At 75.1% G+C, this 19,515-nt stretch carries 20 protein-coding genes; 11 read left to right on the forward strand and 9 right to left on the reverse strand.

Annotated elements, in window-relative coordinates; genetic code table 11:
• The first annotated feature begins 47 nt into the window (after positions 1 to 47).
• The 3 genes from IE225_RS28785 to IE225_RS28795 all read left to right on the forward strand — a co-directional run bounded on the left by IE225_RS28785 (position 48) and on the right by IE225_RS28795 (position 3,271).
• A complete protein-coding gene (locus IE225_RS28785) occupies positions 48 to 1,646 on the forward strand; it encodes an ABC-F family ATP-binding cassette domain-containing protein (RefSeq protein ID WP_190060569.1) in 1,599 nt (532 codons plus the stop codon).
• A gap of 442 nt (positions 1,647 to 2,088) precedes the next feature.
• The gene (locus IE225_RS28790; RefSeq protein WP_190060570.1) at positions 2,089 to 2,334 is read left to right on the forward strand and encodes a helix-turn-helix domain-containing protein; all 246 of its coding nucleotides are present in this window, start codon (positions 2,089 to 2,091) and stop codon (positions 2,332 to 2,334) included.
• 118 nt (positions 2,335 to 2,452) lie between these two features.
• Positions 2,453 to 3,271 carry an enoyl-CoA hydratase/isomerase family protein gene (locus IE225_RS28795; protein ID WP_190060571.1) on the forward strand — a complete coding sequence of 273 codons (819 nt, stop codon included), beginning with the start codon at positions 2,453 to 2,455 and terminating at the stop codon, positions 3,269 to 3,271.
• Positions 3,272 to 3,488: 217 nt separating this feature from the next.
• Here the strand turns inward: IE225_RS28795 and IE225_RS28800 are convergent, their stop codons facing one another.
• Positions 3,489 to 4,400 (reverse strand): nucleopolyhedrovirus P10 family protein, encoded by a 912-nt coding sequence (locus IE225_RS28800; protein ID WP_190060572.1) that lies wholly within the window; start codon positions 4,398 to 4,400, stop codon positions 3,489 to 3,491.
• 87 nt (positions 4,401 to 4,487) lie between these two features.
• Here IE225_RS28800 and IE225_RS28805 point away from each other — a divergent pair, with 87 nt between their 5' ends.
• Genes IE225_RS28805 through amaP form a run of 5 tightly spaced genes read left to right on the forward strand, consistent with a single transcriptional unit; the run spans position 4,488 to position 6,895 of the window.
• Entirely contained in the window at positions 4,488 to 4,985 is a 498-nt protein-coding gene (locus IE225_RS28805) for an Asp23/Gls24 family envelope stress response protein (protein WP_190060573.1), read from the forward strand.
• 54 nt (positions 4,986 to 5,039) lie between these two features.
• Positions 5,040 to 5,225 (forward strand): hypothetical protein, encoded by a 186-nt coding sequence (locus tag IE225_RS28810; RefSeq protein WP_190060574.1) that lies wholly within the window; start codon positions 5,040 to 5,042, stop codon positions 5,223 to 5,225.
• A gap of 38 nt (positions 5,226 to 5,263) precedes the next feature.
• Complete coding sequence (locus IE225_RS28815) at positions 5,264 to 5,638, forward strand: Asp23/Gls24 family envelope stress response protein (protein WP_190060575.1); 375 nt, start codon at positions 5,264 to 5,266, stop codon at positions 5,636 to 5,638.
• Positions 5,635 to 6,315: a DUF6286 domain-containing protein gene (locus IE225_RS28820; RefSeq protein WP_190060576.1), complete on the forward strand. Its 681-nt coding sequence runs from the start codon at positions 5,635 to 5,637 to the stop codon at positions 6,313 to 6,315. Before IE225_RS28815 ends, IE225_RS28820 begins: the two co-directional genes overlap by 4 nt.
• Positions 6,316 to 6,319: 4 nt before the next feature.
• The gene (gene amaP, locus IE225_RS28825) at positions 6,320 to 6,895 is read left to right on the forward strand and encodes an alkaline shock response membrane anchor protein AmaP (protein ID WP_190060577.1); all 576 of its coding nucleotides are present in this window, start codon (positions 6,320 to 6,322) and stop codon (positions 6,893 to 6,895) included.
• A 175-nt stretch (positions 6,896 to 7,070) separates the two neighbouring features.
• Here the strand turns inward: amaP and IE225_RS28830 are convergent, their stop codons facing one another.
• The 5 genes from IE225_RS28830 to IE225_RS28850 form a co-directional block, all read right to left on the reverse strand.
• Positions 7,071 to 7,826, reverse strand: a complete 756-nt coding sequence (locus tag IE225_RS28830) for an SDR family oxidoreductase (protein ID WP_190060578.1) — start codon at positions 7,824 to 7,826, stop codon at positions 7,071 to 7,073.
• Between the two features lie 4 nt (positions 7,827 to 7,830).
• Entirely contained in the window at positions 7,831 to 9,615 is a 1,785-nt protein-coding gene (locus IE225_RS28835; protein WP_190060579.1) for a glycoside hydrolase family 15 protein, read from the reverse strand.
• Between the two features lie 196 nt (positions 9,616 to 9,811).
• The gene (locus IE225_RS28840; RefSeq protein ID WP_190060580.1) at positions 9,812 to 10,639 is read right to left on the reverse strand and encodes an SURF1 family cytochrome oxidase biogenesis protein; all 828 of its coding nucleotides are present in this window, start codon (positions 10,637 to 10,639) and stop codon (positions 9,812 to 9,814) included.
• A gap of 147 nt (positions 10,640 to 10,786) precedes the next feature.
• Entirely contained in the window at positions 10,787 to 11,020 is a 234-nt protein-coding gene (locus IE225_RS28845) for a metallothionein (RefSeq protein ID WP_190060581.1), read from the reverse strand.
• Between the two features lie 216 nt (positions 11,021 to 11,236).
• Complete coding sequence (locus IE225_RS28850) at positions 11,237 to 12,223, reverse strand: DEDDh family exonuclease (protein ID WP_190060582.1); 987 nt, start codon at positions 12,221 to 12,223, stop codon at positions 11,237 to 11,239.
• A 284-nt stretch (positions 12,224 to 12,507) separates the two neighbouring features.
• Here IE225_RS28850 and IE225_RS28855 point away from each other — a divergent pair, with 284 nt between their 5' ends.
• The 3 genes from IE225_RS28855 to IE225_RS28865 all read left to right on the forward strand — a co-directional run bounded on the left by IE225_RS28855 (position 12,508) and on the right by IE225_RS28865 (position 15,133).
• On the forward strand, positions 12,508 to 13,230 hold the full coding sequence (locus IE225_RS28855; RefSeq protein WP_190060583.1) for a VIT1/CCC1 transporter family protein: 723 nt from the start codon (positions 12,508 to 12,510) through the stop codon (positions 13,228 to 13,230).
• A 191-nt stretch (positions 13,231 to 13,421) separates the two neighbouring features.
• A complete protein-coding gene (locus IE225_RS28860) occupies positions 13,422 to 14,291 on the forward strand; it encodes a sterol desaturase family protein (RefSeq protein ID WP_190060584.1) in 870 nt (289 codons plus the stop codon).
• On the forward strand, positions 14,288 to 15,133 hold the full coding sequence (locus IE225_RS28865; protein ID WP_190060585.1) for a lysoplasmalogenase: 846 nt from the start codon (positions 14,288 to 14,290) through the stop codon (positions 15,131 to 15,133). The genes IE225_RS28860 and IE225_RS28865 overlap by 4 nt, the downstream gene beginning before the upstream one ends.
• On the opposite strand, the gene IE225_RS28870 is transcribed toward IE225_RS28865, so the two are convergent.
• From IE225_RS28870 to IE225_RS28880, 3 genes are all read right to left on the reverse strand, one after another.
• Complete coding sequence (locus IE225_RS28870; protein WP_229880150.1) at positions 15,033 to 16,046, reverse strand: CopD family protein; 1,014 nt, start codon at positions 16,044 to 16,046, stop codon at positions 15,033 to 15,035. The two genes, IE225_RS28865 and IE225_RS28870, sit on opposite strands and share 101 nt — an antisense overlap.
• Before the next feature lie 133 nt (positions 16,047 to 16,179).
• Entirely contained in the window at positions 16,180 to 17,553 is a 1,374-nt protein-coding gene (locus IE225_RS28875) for a CoA transferase (protein ID WP_190060610.1), read from the reverse strand.
• Positions 17,554 to 17,685: 132 nt separating this feature from the next.
• A complete protein-coding gene (locus IE225_RS28880) occupies positions 17,686 to 19,224 on the reverse strand; it encodes a S8 family serine peptidase (RefSeq protein WP_190060587.1) in 1,539 nt (512 codons plus the stop codon).
• Between the last annotated feature and the right edge of the window lie 291 nt (positions 19,225 to 19,515).

The raw sequence follows: 19,515 nt of genomic DNA on the forward strand, positions 1-19,515 counted from the left end.
TCCCCAGTCACCCCTCCCGCCACCCCGACCGCCCAGGAGTCTGACCAGTGATCTCCGCCTCCGGCATCGAACTGCGCGCCGGTGCCCGCGTCCTGCTCGAAAACGCCACCTTCCGTGTCGCCAAGGGCGACCGTATCGGCCTGGTCGGCCGCAACGGCGCCGGCAAGACCACCCTCACCAAGGTCCTGGCCGGCGAGGCGCTGCCCGCCGCCGGCACCGTCACCCGCTCCGGCGAGGTGGGCTACCTGCCCCAGGACCCGCGCACCGGCGACCTGGACGTGCTCGCCCGCGACCGGATCCTCTCCGCGCGCGGCCTGGACGTCCTGCTGCGCAAGATGCGCGAGAACGAGGAGCGCATCGCCCACGGCAAGGGCGCCACCCGCGAGAAGGCGCTGAAGCAGTACGAGCGGCAGGAGACGGAGTTCCTCACCAAGGGCGGCTACGCCGCCGAGGCCGAGGCCGCCACCATCGCCGCCGCGCTCAACCTGCCCGACCGCGTCCTCACCCAGCCGCTGCGCACCCTCTCCGGCGGTCAGCGCCGCCGCGTCGAGCTGGCCCGGATCCTGTTCTCCGAGGCCGACACGCTGCTGCTGGACGAGCCGACCAACCACCTCGACGCGGACTCGATCGTCTGGCTGCGCGACTACCTCAAGACCTACCGCGGCGGCTTCATCGTCATCTCGCACGACGTCGACCTGGTGGAGACGGTCGTCAACAAGGTGTTCTACCTGGACGCCAACCGCTCCGTCATCGACATCTACAACATGGGCTGGAAGCTCTACCAGCAGCAGCGCGAGGCCGACGAGAAGCGCCGCAAGCGGGAGCGGGCCAACGCCGAGAAGAAGGCCGCCGCCCTCAACGCGCAGGCGGACAAGATGCGCGCCAAGGCCACCAAGACGGTCGCCGCGCAGAACATGGCCCGCCGCGCCGAGAAGCTGCTGGCCGGCCTGGAGGAGGAGCGCCGGCAGGACAAGGTGGCCAGGCTCCGCTTCCCCGAGCCCGCGCCGTGCGGCAAGACGCCGCTGATGGCCGAGGGCCTGTCGAAGTCGTACGGCTCGCTGGAGATCTTCACCGACGTCAGCCTGGCCGTCGACCGGGGCTCGCGGGTCGTCGTCCTCGGCCTCAACGGCGCCGGCAAGACCACCCTGCTGCGGCTGCTGGCGGGGGTGGAGCAGCCGGACACCGGCGCGGTCGTCCCCGGCCACGGCCTCAAGCTCGGCTACTACGCGCAGGAGCACGAGACCCTCGACCCGGACCGCACGGTCCTGGAGAACATGCGCTCCGCCGCCCCCGACCTGGACCTGGTCGAGGTGCGCAAGGTGCTCGGCTCGTTCCTGTTCTCCGGCGACGACGTCGACAAACCGGCCGGGGTCCTCTCCGGCGGCGAGAAGACCCGCCTCGCGCTCGCCACGCTCGTCGTGTCCTCCGCCAACGTGCTGCTGCTGGACGAGCCGACCAACAACCTCGACCCCGCCAGCCGCGAGGAGATCCTCGGCGCACTGCGCACCTACAAGGGCGCCGTCGTCCTGGTCACCCACGACGAGGGCGCGGTGGAGGCGCTGCAGCCGGAGCGGATCATCCTGCTGCCCGACGGCGTCGAGGACCTGTGGGGCGCCGACTACGCCGACCTCGTCGCGCTCGCCTGACACACGGCGCCTGACGCGCCGCGCGCGGCCCACCACCCGGTGCGCCGCCCGGTGTGCCGCCGTCCGGTCCGTCGCGCGGCGCGCCACGCACCGCGCGACGCGCGTCCGGCCGGACGGTGATCGCCCGGTGATGGATCATTCGGCCGATCCGTGATCCCTCATCTGTGTGAGATCTCCTCGTACCACGGTGTGTCCTACACCGATTTCGCGGCCGGACCCCCGTCTCCGGGAGCCCGGCCGTCACGCCGCTGTGACCTGGCACTTCGCGGAGGAATCCGCTCGCCGGCCCGGACGCCGACGGTCGGAATCCCCGATTCCGGATGTGGGGATGCACTCCCGTCGTCAAAACCGTGTCTCACGGACCTTGCCGAATGGGTGGCCATGAAGCCCCGGAGGGGTGATCATGAGGAGACCAGAGCGCACTTCCCATGAGGAGGCACGGGTGGCCGAGACTCTGAAGAAGGGCAGCCGGGTGACCGGCGCCGCGCGCGACAAGCTCGCGGCAGACCTGAAGAAGAAGTACGACGCCGGTGCGAGCATTCGGGCGTTGGCCGAGGAAACCGGCCGCTCGTATGGCTTCGTGCACCGCATGCTCAGCGAGTCGGGTGTCACGCTCCGCGGACGTGGTGGCGCGACCCGCGGCAAGAAGGCAGCGTCTCCGTCGTCCCCGTCGACGACGTCTTCCTGACCTTCCTGACCACGGGCGGCACCTCGGCTCTCCGATGGTGGCCACCCGGTCGGTCCGATGATCGGCCGGGTGGTTACTGTGCAGTCACTTGTCCGACCGCACCCATCGGAGGCACCCCATGGCTTCGCCCGACGCATCATCCGGGAAACGGGACCGCGCACCGCTCCTCGACCAGAACGGCGTACGGCTCGCCGTGGACGACGCCATCGCCACGGTGACGCTGACCAACCCGGCCAAGCGCAACGCCCAGAGTCCCGCCCTGTGGCGGGCGCTCGCCGAAGCCGGGCGGCTGCTGCCGGGCAGCGTCCGGGTGGTCGTGCTGCGCGCCGAGGGCAAGTCCTTCTCGGCCGGACTCGACCGGCAGGCGTTCACCCCCGAGGGCTTCGACGGCGAGCCGTCCTTCCTCGACCTGGCGCGCGGCAGCGACGCGGAACTGGACGCGACCATCGCCGAGTACCAGGAGGCGTTCACCTGGTGGCGGCGCAACGACCTGGTGTCCATCGCCGCCGTCCAGGGACACGCCATCGGAGCGGGCTTCCAGCTCGCCCTCGCCTGCGACCTGCGGGTCGTCGCGGACGACGTGCAGTTCGCCATGCGCGAGACCAGCCTCGGTCTGGTGCCCGACCTCACCGGCACCCACCCGCTGGTCGGGCTGGTCGGCTATGCCCGCGCCCTGGAGATCTGCCTCACCGGGCGTTTCGTCGGCGCCGAGGAGGCCGTCGCCACGGGCCTGGCCAACATCGCCGTGCCCCTGGACCAGCTCGACGCCGCCGCACGCGACCTCGCCTCCGCCGTCCTCGCCGCGCCGCGCGACGCCGTCGTCGAGACCAAGGCGCTGCTGCGCGGCGCCCAGCAGCGCTCCTACGAGGAGCAGCGGGCCGCCGAACGGCAGGCACAGGCACGCCGACTGCGGGACCTGGCCGGCATCGGCGAATAAAGGCGGGCGAAGGCGCACGAAAGCGACGCGCACGGGCGTGCGGCCGTACGCCCGGTCCGCCTGGGTGTCCCTGCGGGGAGCCGTCGACGGCCGGTGCCGCCGCCCCGCGCCCGGTCGGCCGGAGCCGCTCCGGCGGAGCGGGCGCCGACGGCCCGTCATCCGTGACGGACCGCCGCGTCCCGGCCGGCGATCATCGGCCGCCGACCGGGACGCAGGGTCACGCGGTCGCGGTGACCGCCGTGACCAGCACCGCCACCGTCGGCCGGTCCGCCAGGGCCTCGGTCACCGCCGCGCGGACCGCGCGGGCCACGTCCACGGCCCGGTGGTCCGCGCGCACCGCCACCTCGACCCGCACATGGCGGCGCGGCACGGTCGCCGTCCCGCCCTGCCGCGCCTCGATGTGCACCGCCCGGCCCAGCCCGCCCAGAACCCCGGTCAGCCCGTCCACGCCCGCGACGGCACCCGCCGCCTCGGCGACGCGGGCCTCGTCGTCACCGCCGGCGAGGTCCCGGCCCCCGGCCACGCGGGCCTCACGGCCGCCCGCCGGGCCTCCGCCCTCAGCGGCGGGGACCGCGCGGACGCCCGTCGGTCCCCCGCCCCTGCCCTCACCCCCGGCCTCTGCCGTCCCCGGTGCCGGGCCTCCGCCCTCGGCGGCGGGGACCTCGCGGCCGCCCTTCGATCCTCCGCCCCTGCCCTCACCCCCGGCCTCTGCCGTCCCAGGCGCCGGTTCCGCGGTCTCCAGCAGTTCCGTCACCCGCAGGTCCACGGCCGTCACCGCCAGGCCCAGCCGTTCCACGGCCGCGGTCGCGAGGGCCGTACGCAGGCGGGCGGCGGCCGTCGGCAGCGGCTCCCGCGCGCCGGCCGCGCAGTCCGCCGAGATCCGCAGCGGGCCCGGCGGCAGCGCGCTCGGCGGAGGCGGCACGACCGGCTCGCACGCCGCCCCGGGGTCGGCCGGCTCGATCCGCAGCGGCCCGAGACGCACCCCCGGCACCTCCGACACCGCCTGCCGCAGCACCGCCCCCGCCGCCCGCTCCGTGATCCAGGCGCCGTCCCGCGGCCCGCCCAGCGGCAGCAGCCTGCCGAGCGCCACCTGGCGCCGCACCGCTCCCGCCCACCCGTCCCACGTCATTACTCCAGCCTGCCGCATCTTCGGCGCACAATCGCGCAACCCCGCATACGGTGGTCCTAGGAGAACGACCGAAAGGGACGTACGGCGATGACCGACATGACGGACCCCACCCTGGCGAAGGCCCCGGGCGGCGGTCAGGAGGTCGGGGAGACCCCGACGACCCGCAAGACGCAGGCGACCCGGCGCGGCGGAGGGGACCCCGCGACCCGGGGCCGCACCACCATCGCCGACGGAGTCGTGGAGAAGATCGCGGGGCTCGCCGCGCGGGACGTACTGGGCGTGCACGCCATGGGCAGCGGGCTGTCGCGCACCTTCGGCGCCGTGCGCGACCGGGTGCCCGGCAGCACCAAGTCGGTGACGCGCGGCGTGAAGGCCGAGGTCGGGGAGGTGCAGACCGCCCTCGACCTGGAGATCGTCGTCGACTACGGCGTGGCGATCGCCGACGTGGCCCGCGCCGTGCGGGAGAACGTGATCGCGGCCGTCGAGCGGATGACCGGCCTGGAGGTGGTCGAGGTCAACATCTCCGTGACCGACGTCAAGCTGCCCGAGGAGGAGGAAGAGGAGCCGGAACCCCGGATCCAGTGACCCGGCCGGGGAGGACGGGACGGCGCGGCGACCGACAACCTAGGAGTGCGCAGCATGAACATGGCCGTGGTCGGCATGATCGCCGGCATGGCGTTGGGGTTCGCCGGGTATTTCGGCGGTTTCGGGGCTTTCCTCCTGGTGGCGGCGCTGGGCGCCATCGGGTTCGTCGTGGGCCGGTTCCTGGAGGGGGACCTGGAACCGGGCGACTTCTTCCGCTCCCGTGACGAACGGCGGCGGTGACGGCCGTGACCACGGGGGCCGGTGAGCTCCGCAGACCCGTGACCACGGGGGCCGGTGAGCTCCGCAGACCCGTGACCGCCGTCCCGCCCGGCGAGCGCGGCGCCACCCGGATCACCGACCGGGTCGTCGCCAAGATCGCGGCCCAGGCGGCGCACGAGGCGCTCGGACCGCTGCGGCCGGACGCCGCGCCCCCGCACGCCACCGTCGTCGTCCACCACGGCACCGCCCGCGTCCGCGTCCACGTCGAACTGGCCTACCCGTGCGACATCGGCGCCGCCGGCGCGGCCGTGCGCCGCCGGGTCGCCGAGCGGGTGCGCGCACTGGCCGCGATGGAGGTGCCGGAGGTCGCCGTCCAGGTCGAACGGCTGCATCCGACGGCGGTGCCCGGCGCGGCACACGGGAGGACCCGATGAACGAGCCCCGGGACGTGGAGGCCCCGGGCACCACCCGCCCCCTGCCCCCGCTCGACGAGACGGCCGACGAGACGGCCGACGAGACGGCCGACGCGGTCGGCGGGCACCCGCCCGCCGACGGCCGCACGGCACGCCCCGCCGGGCGCCTGTGGTCCGCGCGGCGGATCCCCGCCGCCCTCGTCGCCCTGCTGCTCCTCGCGGGCGCGGGCGCCTTCCTCTACGACATCGCCGCCGTGCGCGCCCACCGGCCCGGCCTGCGCTGGCGGCGCGAACTGGCCCGGCAACTCGCCACCCGACCCCTCGACGACCCCTGGGTCCTGACCGGCGCCGGCGTCGCCGCGGCCCTCGGCCTGTGGCTGGTCGTCCTGGCCGCCACGCCCGGCATGCGGCGCCTGCTGCCCATGGCCGGCACCCGCCCCGACGTGCGCGCCTGGCTGCACCGGGACGCCGCCGCGCTGGTCCTGCGGGACCGGGCCATGGAGGTCTCCGGAGTGCGGTCGGTGCGGGTGCGGATGCGGCGGGCCCGCGCCGATGTGCGGGCCGTGTCCCACTTCCGCGCCCTCGACGACGTGCGCGCCGACCTGGACGAGGTCCTCGCGGACGCGGTCCGGGGACTGGGCCTGGCACGGCCTGTCGTGCTGTCCGTGCACGTCGGGCGGCCCCGGCGGGAGGGGTGAGACCATGCGAGTCGTCAACCGCGTGCTGGTGGGCCTGGCCGGACTGGTGCTCGTCGCCCTCGGCGGCGGCGTGCTCGCTATCGGACTCGGCGTACGGCCGCCCGCCTGGTGGATCCACGACGGGCCGCACGACGTCCTGCTCAGCGACTCCGAACGGACCCGGTGGCGCGACGCCGGCTGGTGGTGGCCCACCGTCCTGGCCGCACTGGCCGTCCTGCTGCTGCTCGCCCTGTGGTGGCTGGTGGCCGCCCTGCGGCGGCGCCGGCTCGCCACGGTGCTCGTCGACACCGGCGACGGCGAGGGCGCGCTGCTGCACGGCCGGGCCCTGGAGGACGCCCTCGCCGGCGAGGCCGCCGGCGTGCCCGGTATCGCCCGCGCCCACGTCCTGCTCACCGGCCGCCGCACCGCCCCCGCCGCCCGCGTACGGCTCCTCCTCGCGGACGACGCCGACCCCGCCACCGTCCTGCACGACCTGACCACCGGCCCCCTCGCCCACGCCCGCGACTCGGCACGCCTCGCCGCCCTGCCGACGGAGGTGCGGATGAGGGCCGCCGGACACCGCGCGGAGCGGGTGAGCTGACGCCCGGACGGACCGAACGGAGAGGACGGAGAAGGCGGAGAGGGCGGGGTCCGGACGTCACGGCCGGGGGCGCAGAATCCCCGGCGCGCCCCCGGAACCCCGGCGCCCCCGAAACTCTGGCGCCCCCGGAACCCCGGCGCCCAAAAACCGGCGTGCCCCCTAAAACCGGTGTGTCCTAGAACCCCCGGCGTGCCCCGCCGTCCACCGGCAGCATCACACCCGTCAGGTACGACGCCGCCGGGGACAGGGCGAACGCGGCGACGCGGCCGAACTCCTCCGGGGTGCCGTAGCGGCGCAGCGGGATGCGGGACTCGGCGGCCGCGCGGGTGGCCTCCGGGTCGGCGGACAGGGCGTCGAGCTCGCGCACCCGGTCGGTGTCGATGCGGCCGGGCAGCAGCCCGAGGACGCGGATGCCGCGCGGGCCGAGTTCGTCGGCGAGGGACTTGGCGAAGCCGGCGAGCCCGGGCCGCAGGCCGTTGGAGACGGTCAGGCCGGGGATGGGCTCGTACACCGAGCCGGACAGGACGAAGCCGATGACGCCGCCCTCCTCCAGCGCCGCGGCGGCCGCCCGGGCCAGCCGTACGGCGCCCAGGAACACCGTCTCGAAGGCCGCCCGCCACTGCTCGTCGGTGTTGTCGGCGACGAAGCCGGGCGGCGGCCCGCCCACGCTGACGAGGACGCCGTGGAAGCCGCCGAACCGCTCCCGCGCGGTGGCGATCAGCCGCTCGGGGGCGTCGGCCTCGGCGTTGTCCACGGCCACCCCGGTGGCGTTCGGGCCCAGCGCGGCGGCGGCCTCGGCGACGGTCTTCTCGTCCCGCCCGCTCAGCACCACCTTCGCGCCCTCGGCGACGAGCTCGCGCGCGACCGCGTTGCCCAGGCCGCGCGTGGCCCCGGTGACGACGTACACCCGGTCCCTCAGTGCAAGATCCATGGCCCTATCCTGCCCGCTCGTCACCGAAGAGAGCGAGGGCGGTGCTCACCAGCCCGATGTGGCTGAACGCCTGCGGAAAGTTGCCGAGCTGCCGCCCGGTCACCGGGTCGTACTCCTCCGACAGCAGCCCCACGTCGTTGGCCAGGCCCACCAGCCGTTCGAACAGCTCCCGCGCCTCCTTGGTCCGGCCGGTCAGGTGCAGCGCGTCCGCGAGCCAGAACGAGCACACGACGAACGCGCCCTCGCTGCCCGGCAGCCCGTCGACCACCGTGCCGTCGGTGCTGTAGCGGCGCAGGAAGCCGTCCTCGCCGAGTTCGCCGCGCACCGCGTCGATGGTGCCGACGACCCGCGGGTCGTCCGGCGGCAGGAAGCCGACGCGCGGGATCAGCAGCAGCGCGGCGTCCAGCTCCCGCGAGCCGTAGAACTGGGTGAAGGTGTTGCGCTCGGGGTCGTAGCCCTTCTCGCACACCTCCCGGTGCACCGCGTCGCGCAGCGCCCGCCAGCCCTCCAGGTCCCCGTCCAGCTCCGGGTGCTCCTCCAGGGTGCGCACCGCCCGGTCCGCGGCCACCCACACCATCACCTTGGAGTGCACGAAGTGGCGCGCCCCGCCGCGTACCTCCCACAGCCCCTCGTCCGGCCGCCGCCACGCGGTGCGCAGGAACTCCATCAGCGCGCGCTGCAGCGCCCAGACGTCCGGCCGGGGCGCCAGCCCCGAGCGGCGGGCCAGCGCCAGGGTGTCCATGACCTCGCCGTACACGTCGAGCTGGAGCTGCTCGACGGCGCCGTTGCCGATGCGTACCGGCGCCGAGCCGGCGAAGCCGGGCAGCCAGGGCAGCTCCAGCTCCGGCAGCCGCCGCTCACCCGCCACGCCGTACATGATCTGCAGCTTCGCCGGGTCGCCGGCGACCGCGCGCAGCAGCCAGTCGCGCCACGCCTCGGCCTCGTCGTGGTAGCCCGCCGACAGCAGCGCGCCGAGGGTGAGGGTGGAGTCGCGCAGCCAGCAGTAGCGGTAGTCCCAGTTGCGCACCCCGCCCGTCTCCTCCGGCAGCGAGGTCGTGGCGGCGGCGACGATGCCGCCGGTCGGCTTGTACGTCAGCGCCTTCAGCGTGATCAGGGAGCGCACGACGGCGTCCCGGTACGGGCCGTCGTACGTGCAGCGCGCGGCCCAGGCCCGCCAGTCCGCCACGCTGTTCTCCAGCGCCTCGTACGGGTCGATCAGCGGCGGGCGCGGTTCGTGCGAGGGGTGCCAGGTCAGGACGAACGCCACCTTCTCGCCCGCGGCCACCGTGAACTCCGAGCAGGTGGCGCGGTCCTCGCCCCAGGTGGGCACCTCCGGCTCGCTGCGCAGCCACGCCGAGTCCGGGCCCGCCACGGCGACCCGGTGGCCGTCGACCCGGCGCACCCACGGCACGATCGAGCCGTAGTCGAAACGCAGCCGCAGCGTGCTGCGCACCGTCACCCGCCCGGCGAGGCCCTCGACGACGCGGACCAGGTCCGGGGCGCGGTCGCGCTGCGGCATCAGGTCGGTGACGCGGACGGACCCCTCGGGGGTGTCCCACTCGGTGTCGAGGACGAGGGTGTCCGGCCGGTACGCGCGCCGGGTGCACGGGCCGGCGCCCACCGGGGCGATGCGCCAGTGGCCGTGTTCCTCGGTGCCCAGCAGCCGCGCGAAGCAGGCGCCGGAGTCGAAGCGGGGCAGGCAGAGCCAGTCGACGGAGCCGTCCCGGCCGACCAGGGCGGCGGTCTGTTCGTCGCCGATGAGCGCGTAGTCCTCGATCCGCGGGTGCACGGATGACCGGATTCCCGGGGAAGGAGGAGGCAATCGGGCCGTTCCCGGGGGGATCGAGGGGTGATCGGGCCGTTCCCGGGGACCGGAGGCCGGGGGATCGGGCGGGCGATCGGGCCGGGTGCCGGGAACTCCGCGGCGTCCGTGGCATCCGCGGGGTCCATGGGGTCCGCGGGGTCCGTGGGGTCCGTGGGGTCGCCTAGACCGAGGCCGGTTCCGCCTCGTCGGTCGTCTTCCTCGCCGCCGCCTGCGCCCGCTCGCGGGCCTCCCGGCGGACCAGCAGCCACCAGCCGAGCGGAACGGCCGCCGCGAACACCCACCACTGGATCGCGTACGGCAGGTTGATGTCGCCGACCCCGATCCAGCTCCTGTCCTCCTTGGGCGACGGGATCGGCTCCGGGCTGCCGCCCCGGGGAGCGGGGGAGACCAGTTCGACGTAGCCGCCGAGGACCTGTTTGGCGTGGGGCGCGCCCTCGGCCCGCAGGAGCGCGCCGACCTGCCTGCTGTTGATCAGCATGATCTGCCGGTCCGGCAGGCCCTTGACGTTCTTGATGCCGCTCGCGGCGGTGGTCTGGTCCTGCATCAGCCGCCCGGTGATCGTGACCTCGCCGCGCGCGGGGGCCGGGATCTTCGGGAAGGCGGTCTGCGAGGCGGGGGAGGGGACCCAGCCCCGGTTGACCAGGAGGGTCTTGCCGTCGTCCAGCACGAACGGGGTCAGGACGTGGTAGCCGACCTGGCCGTCGGCGTTCGTGCGCCGGCGCACCACCAGTTCGTGCGCCGTGTCGAAGTGCCCCTTCGCCGTCACCCGGCGGTAGATGTCGTCGTGCGCCACCGTTCCGCCGACCGAGGTGAGCGACTCGGCGGGCACGGGCTTGGCCGCCAGCGAGGCGTTGATCACCCGGTTCAGCGCCTGCCGGTGGTCGTGCCGGTGCAGCTGCCAGAAACCCAGCCTGATCATCGTCGGGACGAGCAGGAGGGCCACGAGGGTGAGGATCACCCACTGGCGGGTCAACAGGAAGCGGTACACGACTCGACCGTACCGCGCGCCCGCGCCTCCCCGGCGGGAGGGTCCTTCCGCCGGGCCGTCAGGGAGCTGCCAGCCCCGCGGTGGCGGGGGCCGACGGCGCGCGGTGCCGCGGTACGGGGGCGACGGCGGACCGGTCGCCCCGTCACGTCACACCCGGTCGACGATCCCCACCTCCCCCTCCGCCCGCGCGCAGTGGGCACCGCAGTACCAGTGGCCCTCGACCTCGACGCCCTGGCCGATGATCTGGACACGGCAGTGCTCGCAGATGGGGGCCATGCGGTGGATCGCGCACGCGAAGCAGTCGAAGACGTGCACCGCGCCCTGGGCGTGGACCTCGAAGGTCATTCCGTAGTCATTGCCGCAAACTTCGCATCTCGCCATGCGCCACAGGGTGAGCCGTCCCCGCCGCCGGGGCGAGCGGCCTCCGGGCGAGTCGCGGCGCAATCACCCGTCTGACGCGGTGTCCCGGCACGTCCGGCCCTCGACCGCCCGGCCGTTCCCGCCGTCAGGGTCCACTCGGTCGCTCCCGTCGCCGGGCCCGCGCGCCGCCGTTCTCGCCGCCGGGGCCCGCCCGGCCGTTCCCGTCGCCGGGGCCCGTCAGCCGTCCGCCGGTTCCACGTCCTGCAGCAGCTGCCCGAACGCCGCCTCGTCGACGATCGGCGTGCCGTACTGCCGGGCGCGGACCGTCTTGGACGTGCCGGAGTCCGGATCGTTCGTCACCAGCAGGCTGGTCAGCCGGGAGACGCTGGTCGCGACGTGCAGCCCGGCCTCCACGGCACGGTCCTCGAGCAGCTCGCGCTCGACCGACGTGTCACCGGAGAACGCCACCCGCATGCCCTGCTTGAGCCGCTTGCCCTCCTCGTAGCGGCCGGGATTGGGGTAGGGGCACGCGGGCCGCTTGCGGGAGGGGCGCCAGCCGCCTGCGCGGTAGCCGCCGTAACCCGCCTGCCGGCCGGCGCGCGGGGCGGAGCGGTCGACCCACTCCGTCAGCGGCCGGCACTCGTGCAGCGGCAGCCGGACGCCGCTCGCGGCCGCGGCCCACAGGCTCGGCCGGAACGCCTCCGCCAGCACCCGCGCGTCGTCCAGCGCGTGGTGCGCCCGCCGCTGCACGACGCCGAAGTGCGCGGCCAGCGTCTCCAGTTTGTGGTTGGGCAGCGGCAGCCTCAGCTCCTTGGCGAGGGCGATGGTGCACAGCCGCTGCCGCACCGGGGCCTCGCGCTCCACGCGCGCGTACTCCCGGGCGATCATCTGCCAGTCGAAGACGGCGTTGTGCGCGACGAGCACCCGGCCGTCGAGACGGGCCGCGAACTCCTCGGCCACGTCCCGGAACAGGGGCGCCTCGCGCAGTACGTCGCTCGTCAGACCGTGGATCCACACGGGGCCCGGGTCGCACTCCGGGTTGACCAGCGTGTACCAGTGGTCCTCGACCTCGCCGCGGGCGTCCAGCCGGTAGACGGCCGCCGAGACGATGCGGTCGCTCCGGGACAGGCCCGTCGTCTCGACGTCGACGACCGCGTACCCCTCCGGGTACGCGGCCGGCCACGCGGGAGGCGTGGACGCTGCGGTCGTTCGGTCTTCGAGCATGGTCCATGAGGATACGGGCCGGGACTGACACTTCGGCCCCGAAGGCGCCGGCCGCCGTCCTTTCCGGTGCTCCCCGGCAAGGCCCGCCGGCCGTGCCGTCCCGCGTGCCCGGAGTCCGCGGGACGGTCCTCGGCGGCACCGCCGGACGGTCCTCGGCAGGGCAAGGGTGCGGGACCGCCCTCAACGACGCCGCCGGACGGCCCTGTTGACGCGGGAGGGCCGCGGACGCGGACCCGCCGCGGGACCGGTGCGCCCGGGGACGCCGGGGGTGGGATCCTGCCCGTGTGACGGAACCCACGACACAACCCACGCACGACGAGGCGCACGGCGGCGCGCTCGGTCAACGGCTCAACTGGCTGCGGGCGGCGGTGCTGGGCGCCAACGACGGCATCGTCTCCACCGCGGGACTCGTCGTCGGCGTGGCCGGCGCCACCCAGGACCGCGCGACCCTGCTCACCGCCGGTCTGGCCGGGCTGCTCGCCGGCTCCATGTCGATGGCGGCCGGCGAGTACGTGTCGGTGTCCACGCAGCGCGACGCGGAGAAGGCCGCCCTCGCCCAGGAGAAGCGGGAGTTGCGCGAGCAGCCGGAGGAGGAGCTGGCCGAGCTGACGCGGATGCTGCGGGAGCGGGGCATGTCGGAGGAGGTGGCCCGGGAGGCCGCCGAGCAGCTCACCGAGCGCGACGCGCTGCGGGCGCACGCGCGCGTGGAACTCGGCATCGACCCCGACGAGCTCACCAACGCCTGGCACGCCGCCTGGGCCAGCTTCCTGTCCTTCACGGTCGGCGCCCTGCTGCCCCTGCTCGCCATCGTCCTGCCCCCGGCCCGCTGGCGGCTGGGCGTCACCGTCGTCTCCGTCCTCGCCGCGCTCTGCCTCACCGGCTGGAGCAGCGCCCGCCTGGGGGCGGCGAGGGCGCGGCCGGCGGTCGTGCGCAACGTGCTGGGCGGGGCGCTGGCGATGGGGGTGACGTACGCGGCGGGGACCCTGCTGGGCGCGGCCGGAGTCTAGCCGAGGCCCAGGCGGGGCCCAAGCGGGGCCCGGGCGGGGTCCGGGCACGGCTCGGACCCGGTCCGGGCAAGGAACGTCCGTTCCGCGGGCGCTTTGGTGGAGATTGCCAAGAAGCAAGCGCTCACCGTCGGAAATACTTGTGAGTAACAACCTCTGGCGGCGACCGGACGGGCGGCTCTACCGTGCGGTGCATGCCGAACCTGCCCGATGTCGTGCTGTGGTCGATCCCCGCCTTCGTGTTGCTCACCGTCGTGGAGATGGTGAGCTACCGCCTGCACCCCGACGAGGACGCCGCCGGGTACGAGGCGAAGGACACGGCGACCAGCGTGACGATGGGGCTCGGCAGCCTCGTCTTCGACTTCCTGTGGAAGATCCCGATCGTCGCGATCTACTCGGCGGTGTACGAGCTGACGCCGCTGCGCGTGCCCGTCCTGGGCTGGACGGTGCCGCTGATGCTGCTCGCGCAGGACTTCTGCTACTACTGGTCGCACCGCGGGCACCACGTGGTCCGCATCCTGTGGGCCTGTCACGTGGTGCACCACTCCAGCAGGAGGTTCAACCTCACGACGGCGCTGCGCCAGCCGTGGACGTCGCTGACCGTGTGGCCGTTCTACCTGCCGCTGGTCGCCGCCGGCGTGCACCCGGCCGCGCTCGCCTTCTGCTCCTCGGCGAACCTCGTGTACCAGTTCTGGATCCACACCGAGCGCATCGACCGGATGCCCCGCTGGTTCGAGTTCGTCTTCAACACGCCGTCCCACCACCGCGTCCACCACGCCTCCCAGGGCGGCTACCTGGACCGCAACTTCGGTGGCATCCTCATCGTGTGGGACCGGCTGTTCGGCACGTTCGTCCCGGAGACCGAGCGGCCCGTGTACGGGCTGACGAAGAACATCGCCACCTACAACCCGCTGCGGGTCGCCACGCACGAGTACGTCGCCCTCGCCCGCGACCTGAGGGCGGCGGCCGGCTGGCGCCAGCGCGTGGGGCACCTCCTGCGCGGGCCGGGGTGGCAGCCGGCCCCCGCGGATGAGGAGACGGCCCGGGAGACCGCGACCGCGTGAGGACGCCCCGTCTGCTCCTGACCGCCTACGGCCTCGCCGGCGCCGCCGACCTGGCCTGCCTCGCGGCCGGCGCCGGCACCGGGCACGCGGTGGTCAAACCGCTGCTGATGCCCCTGCTGGCCGCCGCCGCGGCCGGCTTCCGGGCGCCGCGCCCGCTGCTGGCCGCGCTGCTGTGCGGCTGGGGCGGCGACGTGCTCCTGCTGACCGACGGCACGCCCGGCTTCCTCGCCGGCATGGCCTGCTTCGCCGCCGGGCACGTCTGCTACCTGCTGCTGTTCCGGGCCCACGGGACCGCGGCCGGCGCCCCGCATCCGCGCGGCCGCCGGCTGCTCGCGCCCGCCTACGCCGCCGCGCTCGCCGCGGCCGTCACCCTGCTGTGGCCGGACCTGCCCGTCGGCCTGCGCGTCCCGGTCGCCGCGTACGGCGTCCTGCTCACCACCATGGCCTACGGTGCCGCCGTCCGCCTCGGCGCGGTGGCGGGCGCCGGCGGGGCGCTGTTCGTGCTCTCCGACACGCTCATCGCGGCGGGCCTCGCGGACTGGCCCCGGCCGCCCCGCCCCGACTTCTGGATCATGCTCACCTACGTCGCCGCGCAGTTCCTGCTGGTGACGGGCGCGCTGAGGGGCGGTACGGCGCCGCCGGCGGCCCGCCACGAGGAGGTGGGCGAGGCCCGTGAGGTCCATGAGGTCCATGAGGCCCGTGAGGTCCCTGAGGTGGCGGAGGCCGCCGGACGTGACGGGTTCACCAGGGGAGGGGCAGCGGCAGCGCCGTCAGCAGCCCGGACACCGCGACCACCGCGCCCAGCGCGACGACCTCCACGCGCGCGGGAAGGCACGCGGTGAGCGGGTCGGCGGCCCGGTGCAGCCGGGTGCGCGCCCACAGGGCGAGCAGGGCGACACCGGCCACCAGGACCACCTTGGCCAGCAGGACGCGGCCGTAGGCGGTGCCGGTGAGCTGCTCGAGGACGGAGTGCGGGGGCATGCGGCGCAGCGAGCTGCACACCCCGGTCGCGGTCACCCCGGCGAGCAGGACGGCGGCCACGCGCGCGTAGCGGCCGAGCAGAGCGGCCGCGGCCGGGCCGCCGCGCCACCGTGCGCAGGTGCGCAGCGTGTGCAGCAGCGCGCCCGTCCACAGGGACGCGCAGGTCAGGTGCACCACCGTCAAGGCCGAGCCGACCAGCGGGCTGTGCTCGGTGGTGGGGTGCGCGCGCAGCGCCTCGGCGGCGACCACCGCGGCCAGCGGCCACGCCTGCGTCGCGGGGCGGCGGGAGGCGGCGCACAGGGCGGCCACGAGGAAGGCGTTGACCTCCAGCAGGGCCAGCGCGCCGTCCCGGGTCCGGTACAGGCCGCCCAGGTCGATCTGGGAGAGGTGGTGGGGCACGAGGTTGCCGGTCGCCACCACCAGGGCGAGCCCGAGCGCCGCGGCCAGGCCGGCGACGGCGGCGTACGCGGACCAGCCGCGCGGCATCGGCGCGGGCGCGGGCGCGCCGGGCAGCCGGCGGGCCAGCCGGTGCACCAGTAACTCGCCCGCCAGGACGGCGAGCGCGGCGAACAGCACCGTGCGCAGCAGCCCGATACCCGCCGTGCCGGGCGCCGCGGCCTCACCGGTGCCGTGCAGCGCGGCGGACGGGCCCAGGAGCGGGATCAGGGCGGCCAGCAGGGTCAGGACGAGGACTGCGGCGGCGCGGCCGGCGCCGGTGCCGCGGACGAGTCCGCGAGGGCGGGCCGCCTCGGAGGTCGGTCGTATCAGCGTCACCTCCCGATCGTCACCAGGCGGGGCGCGGTGAGGCAAACGCAGCGGAACGGATCGTGCACTGTCCGTGTGCATAGACGTGGGCCTTCCCCTTCCGTGCACGCCGGGGAGGGCCCTGCCGGTTCGCCCGGCCCGCTCACGTCCAGCGGGCGGCGTCCGTGCCCCACGGCACCGGAGGGCGCGCCCAGTCGGCGGGGCCGCCCGTGAAGGCGACCGGCGGCAGCGCGTACCGCAGCCGCCCGAGCCGGCTGTCCCGCTCCGCGAGCCACGGCCGGGGCCCCTCGCAGGCCTGTGCCGCCTTCTCCTCCGTCCGGGTGAGGCCGCCGGTCAGCCAGCCCGCCGTACGCGCCAGCGCGAGCCGTACGATCCTGCCGCCGCCCTCCTCGGCCTGCTCCGTCAGCGCCCGCAGCACCGCGGCCGCCAGCAGGTAGCCGGTGCCGTGGTCCAGGGCCTGCGCGGGCAGCGTGCCCGGCTGCCCGGCCGAGCCCTCGAGCACGGCGATGCCGGTGGCCGCCTGCACCAGGCTGTCGAAGCCGCGCCGCCCGCCCCACGGCCCGTACGCGCCCCACGCCGACAGCTGCCCCACCACCAGGCCGGGCCGCCGGGCGGCCAGCTCCGGCGCCGCGAGGCCGAACCGGTCCAGGGCGCCGGGCCGGTATCCGGTGACCACGACGTCCGCCGCGGCGAGCAGTTCCTCGAAGGTGCGTCGGTCGGCCGCGCGGGTCAGGTCCAGCACCGTGGAGCGCTTCCCGAAGCCGGTGTCCGCGTGCTGGTCGGCCAGTTCGGGCAGGTGCGGCGCGTCCACCCGCAGCACGTCCGCGCCGAGCAGGGCGAGGGTGCGGGTGGCGACCGGCCCGGCGAGGACCCGGGTCAGGTCCAGGACGCGCAGCCCGGCGGCGGGCAGCAGGGGGGAGCCGTCCAGGGGCGCCGGCGGGCGCGCGGGCGCGGTGTCCGTCCGGTCCCGTTCGACCAGCGGGCGCGCCGCCAGGGCGGCGTGCTGCGGGTGCGCCGCCCACTCCTCGGGGGTGCGCAGCGCCGCCGCGAGGCCGCCGGCCGCGTGGACGGTCTCCTCCACCTCGTGGGCGCGGCGCCCGGCCAGTACCGCCCCGACCCGGGCCGGATCGTCCGGCACGCCCAGCGCGGACAGCAGCCGGGCGCGGTGGTGCGGGTAGTTGGCGTGCGTGCGCACCCAGCCGTCGGCCGTCCGCCAGAACCGCGACAGCGGCGCGAACACGGCCGGCGCCCGCCCGTCCACCCGCAGGTGCCGCTCACTGGTGAACGCGGCCGCCACCGCGCCGTCGTCCACCCGCACCCGCGGCACCGCGGCGAGCCCGGCCCGCCGCGCTCCCCGCTCCGCCGCGGCCAGCGCGCACACCGCCACGCAGGCCCGGGCCAGCTCCCGCACCGGGAGCCGCGCCGCGAGAGCGCCCTCGCGGGGGACGGTGAGGACCCGCTCCACAAGGGCGGGGTCGCCGCCCAGTTCCGACCAGGCGAACTTGATTCCCGTCATGCCTGTCATGACTGCACTATGCGGTATTGATTCAATCAATATGAAAGCCGGGTCATACAAGCCGGGCCGGACAGGTGCTGCCCCACCTCCTGTCCGGCCCGGCCCGGTGCGCGCGCCGTGACGCGCCGCCCGCTACCTGGTCACCGCGTCCAGCGCGTCCGCGACGCCCCGGCCGTAGAAGCCGTTGCGGTTCTTCGTGCCCTCGCACACCGCGTCGACCTTGCCGTCGTGGTCGATGTCGTACGGGTCGGTGCAGGGCGTGCGGTCGGCCTCCGCGTACAGCAGGGCCTTGACCAGGGCGGCGGAGGCGTGCGGGTGGGCCGACTTGATCAGGGCCGCGACGCCGGCCACGTGCGGCGTGGCCATCGACGTGCCGGCCATGTAGCCCCATCTGCCGCCGGGCAGCGGGCCCAGGATCAGGCCGCTGGTCGCCGGGGCCTGCGGCGCCTGGTAGGCGGTGGAGTCACCGCCGGGCGCGGCGATGTCGATGACGCCGAGACCGTAGTTGGAGAACGACGACTTGACGCCCTTGGCGCCGGTCGCGGCGACCGTGACCACGCCGGGCAGCTGGGTCGGGATGTCGAAGCAGCGGCGCGGGTCGATGGTCCGCGGCGCGGGGGTGGAGCCGGAGTCGTTGGGGGAGACCGGGTCGGTGATCGAGTCGGCCGCCAGGTCGTAGCTCTCGTTGCCCGCCGCGGCGACGTTGACGGCGCCCTTGCGCTCCGCGTACCGCGAGGCCCGGGTGACGGCGTCCACCAGCGCCTTCTGGTCGGGGTCGTCGGCGCAGTTGAAGTACCACGGGTCGGTGTAATAGCTGTTGTTGGTCACGTCGACGCCGTGCTCGGCCGCCCACACGAAGCCGCACACCACGGCCTCGGTGTAGAAGAAGCCGTCCGGATTGGCCACCTTGATGCCGGCGACCTTCACGCCCGGCGCGACGCCGGTGACGCCGACGCCGTTCTTCGCGGCGGCGATCTCACCGGCCACGTGGGTGCCGTGCGGGCTCTCCGCCGCGCCGGGCCGCCAGGCCCCGTCGGTGGTGTCCGGCTTGCCCGACACGCAGTTGACGGAGGCGGCGCGGTCGAAGTTGGGCGCGATGTCGGGGTGGGTGTCGTCCACGCCCGTGTCGATCACGGCGACGGTGACCTTCGCACTGCCCAGCGTCTTCTCGTGCGCCTTGTCCGCCTTGATCGCCGGCAGGTCCCACTGCAGCGGCTCCAAGGGGTCCTGTCCGTCGGCCGCCTGAGCCTTCGCCACCTGCGCGGCGCTGAGCACCTGCGGCGTGCCCGGGTCGTCCGCCGACTGCGCGGGCAGCGGCGCGGTGCGGGTGGCGCCCGCCGACTGCACGCCGGGCACCGCGCGTATCCGTGCGGCGAAGTCCGGGGCGGACGCGTGCGCGACGACGACGCCGATCCGGTCGTAGGAGGTCACGACGGTGCCGCCGGCCGCGGTGATCGCCCGCCGCACCGCGGCGAGCGTGCGGTGGTCGGTGGCGCGGGTGTTGACGACGTAGGACAGGACGGGCGCGTCCGTAGCCTGTGCGCCGGCCGCCGCCCGGGGCGCGGCCGAGGCCGCCGGCGTCAGGAAGCCGAGCGAGGCGGTCAGCGACAGCGCCACGGGCACGGCGATCGCCAGCCGGCGTCTGGAGCCTCGGGAACGCAGAGGGGGCATGGGATCTCCTCATCATCCGGAAACGACACCCGGGAACGACACCCGGGAACGACACCCGGAAACGACACCGCCCGAGGCACGGATGGTGCTCGGGCAGGTACATCTCGGGCAGGTACATGACGGGTGGGGCAGAGTGACGCTATCCGGCCGTTCGGCCGCTCAGCAATGGCTTTCGGCGGGCGACTTGGGAAAGGCCCCGCGGCGGTTGAACCGGTCCGCGCGTGGCGCCGTGACCTCGGGCAGGAAGCCCGAGGAGGATCGGGACCCCTGCCGGATCACGTCCCGGAGCCG

This window comes from Streptomyces echinoruber (assembly GCF_014651135.1).
Classification (GTDB): Bacteria; Actinomycetota; Actinomycetes; order Streptomycetales; family Streptomycetaceae; genus Streptomyces; species Streptomyces echinoruber.

Excerpts from the sequence above, each read along its gene's own strand:
- IE225_RS28795 (WP_190060571.1), top strand. The coding sequence starts at position 2,453 with ATGGCTTCGCCCGACGCATCATCCGGGAAACGGGACCGCGCACCGCTC.
- IE225_RS28800 (WP_190060572.1), bottom strand. The coding sequence starts at position 4,400 with ATGACGTGGGACGGGTGGGCGGGAGCGGTGCGGCGCCAGGTGGCGCTC.
- IE225_RS28805 (WP_190060573.1), top strand. The coding sequence starts at position 4,488 with ATGACCGACATGACGGACCCCACCCTGGCGAAGGCCCCGGGCGGCGGT.
- IE225_RS28810 (WP_190060574.1), top strand. The coding sequence starts at position 5,040 with ATGAACATGGCCGTGGTCGGCATGATCGCCGGCATGGCGTTGGGGTTC.
- IE225_RS28820 (WP_190060576.1), top strand. The coding sequence starts at position 5,635 with ATGAACGAGCCCCGGGACGTGGAGGCCCCGGGCACCACCCGCCCCCTG.
- amaP (WP_190060577.1), top strand. The coding sequence starts at position 6,320 with ATGCGAGTCGTCAACCGCGTGCTGGTGGGCCTGGCCGGACTGGTGCTC.
- IE225_RS28830 (WP_190060578.1), bottom strand. The coding sequence starts at position 7,826 with ATGGATCTTGCACTGAGGGACCGGGTGTACGTCGTCACCGGGGCCACG.
- IE225_RS28845 (WP_190060581.1), bottom strand. The coding sequence starts at position 11,020 with ATGGCGAGATGCGAAGTTTGCGGCAATGACTACGGAATGACCTTCGAG.
- IE225_RS28850 (WP_190060582.1), bottom strand. The coding sequence starts at position 12,223 with ATGCTCGAAGACCGAACGACCGCAGCGTCCACGCCTCCCGCGTGGCCG.
- IE225_RS28860 (WP_190060584.1), top strand. The coding sequence starts at position 13,422 with ATGCCGAACCTGCCCGATGTCGTGCTGTGGTCGATCCCCGCCTTCGTG.
- IE225_RS28875 (WP_190060610.1), bottom strand. The coding sequence starts at position 17,553 with ATGACGGGAATCAAGTTCGCCTGGTCGGAACTGGGCGGCGACCCCGCC.
- IE225_RS28880 (WP_190060587.1), bottom strand. The coding sequence starts at position 19,224 with ATGCCCCCTCTGCGTTCCCGAGGCTCCAGACGCCGGCTGGCGATCGCC.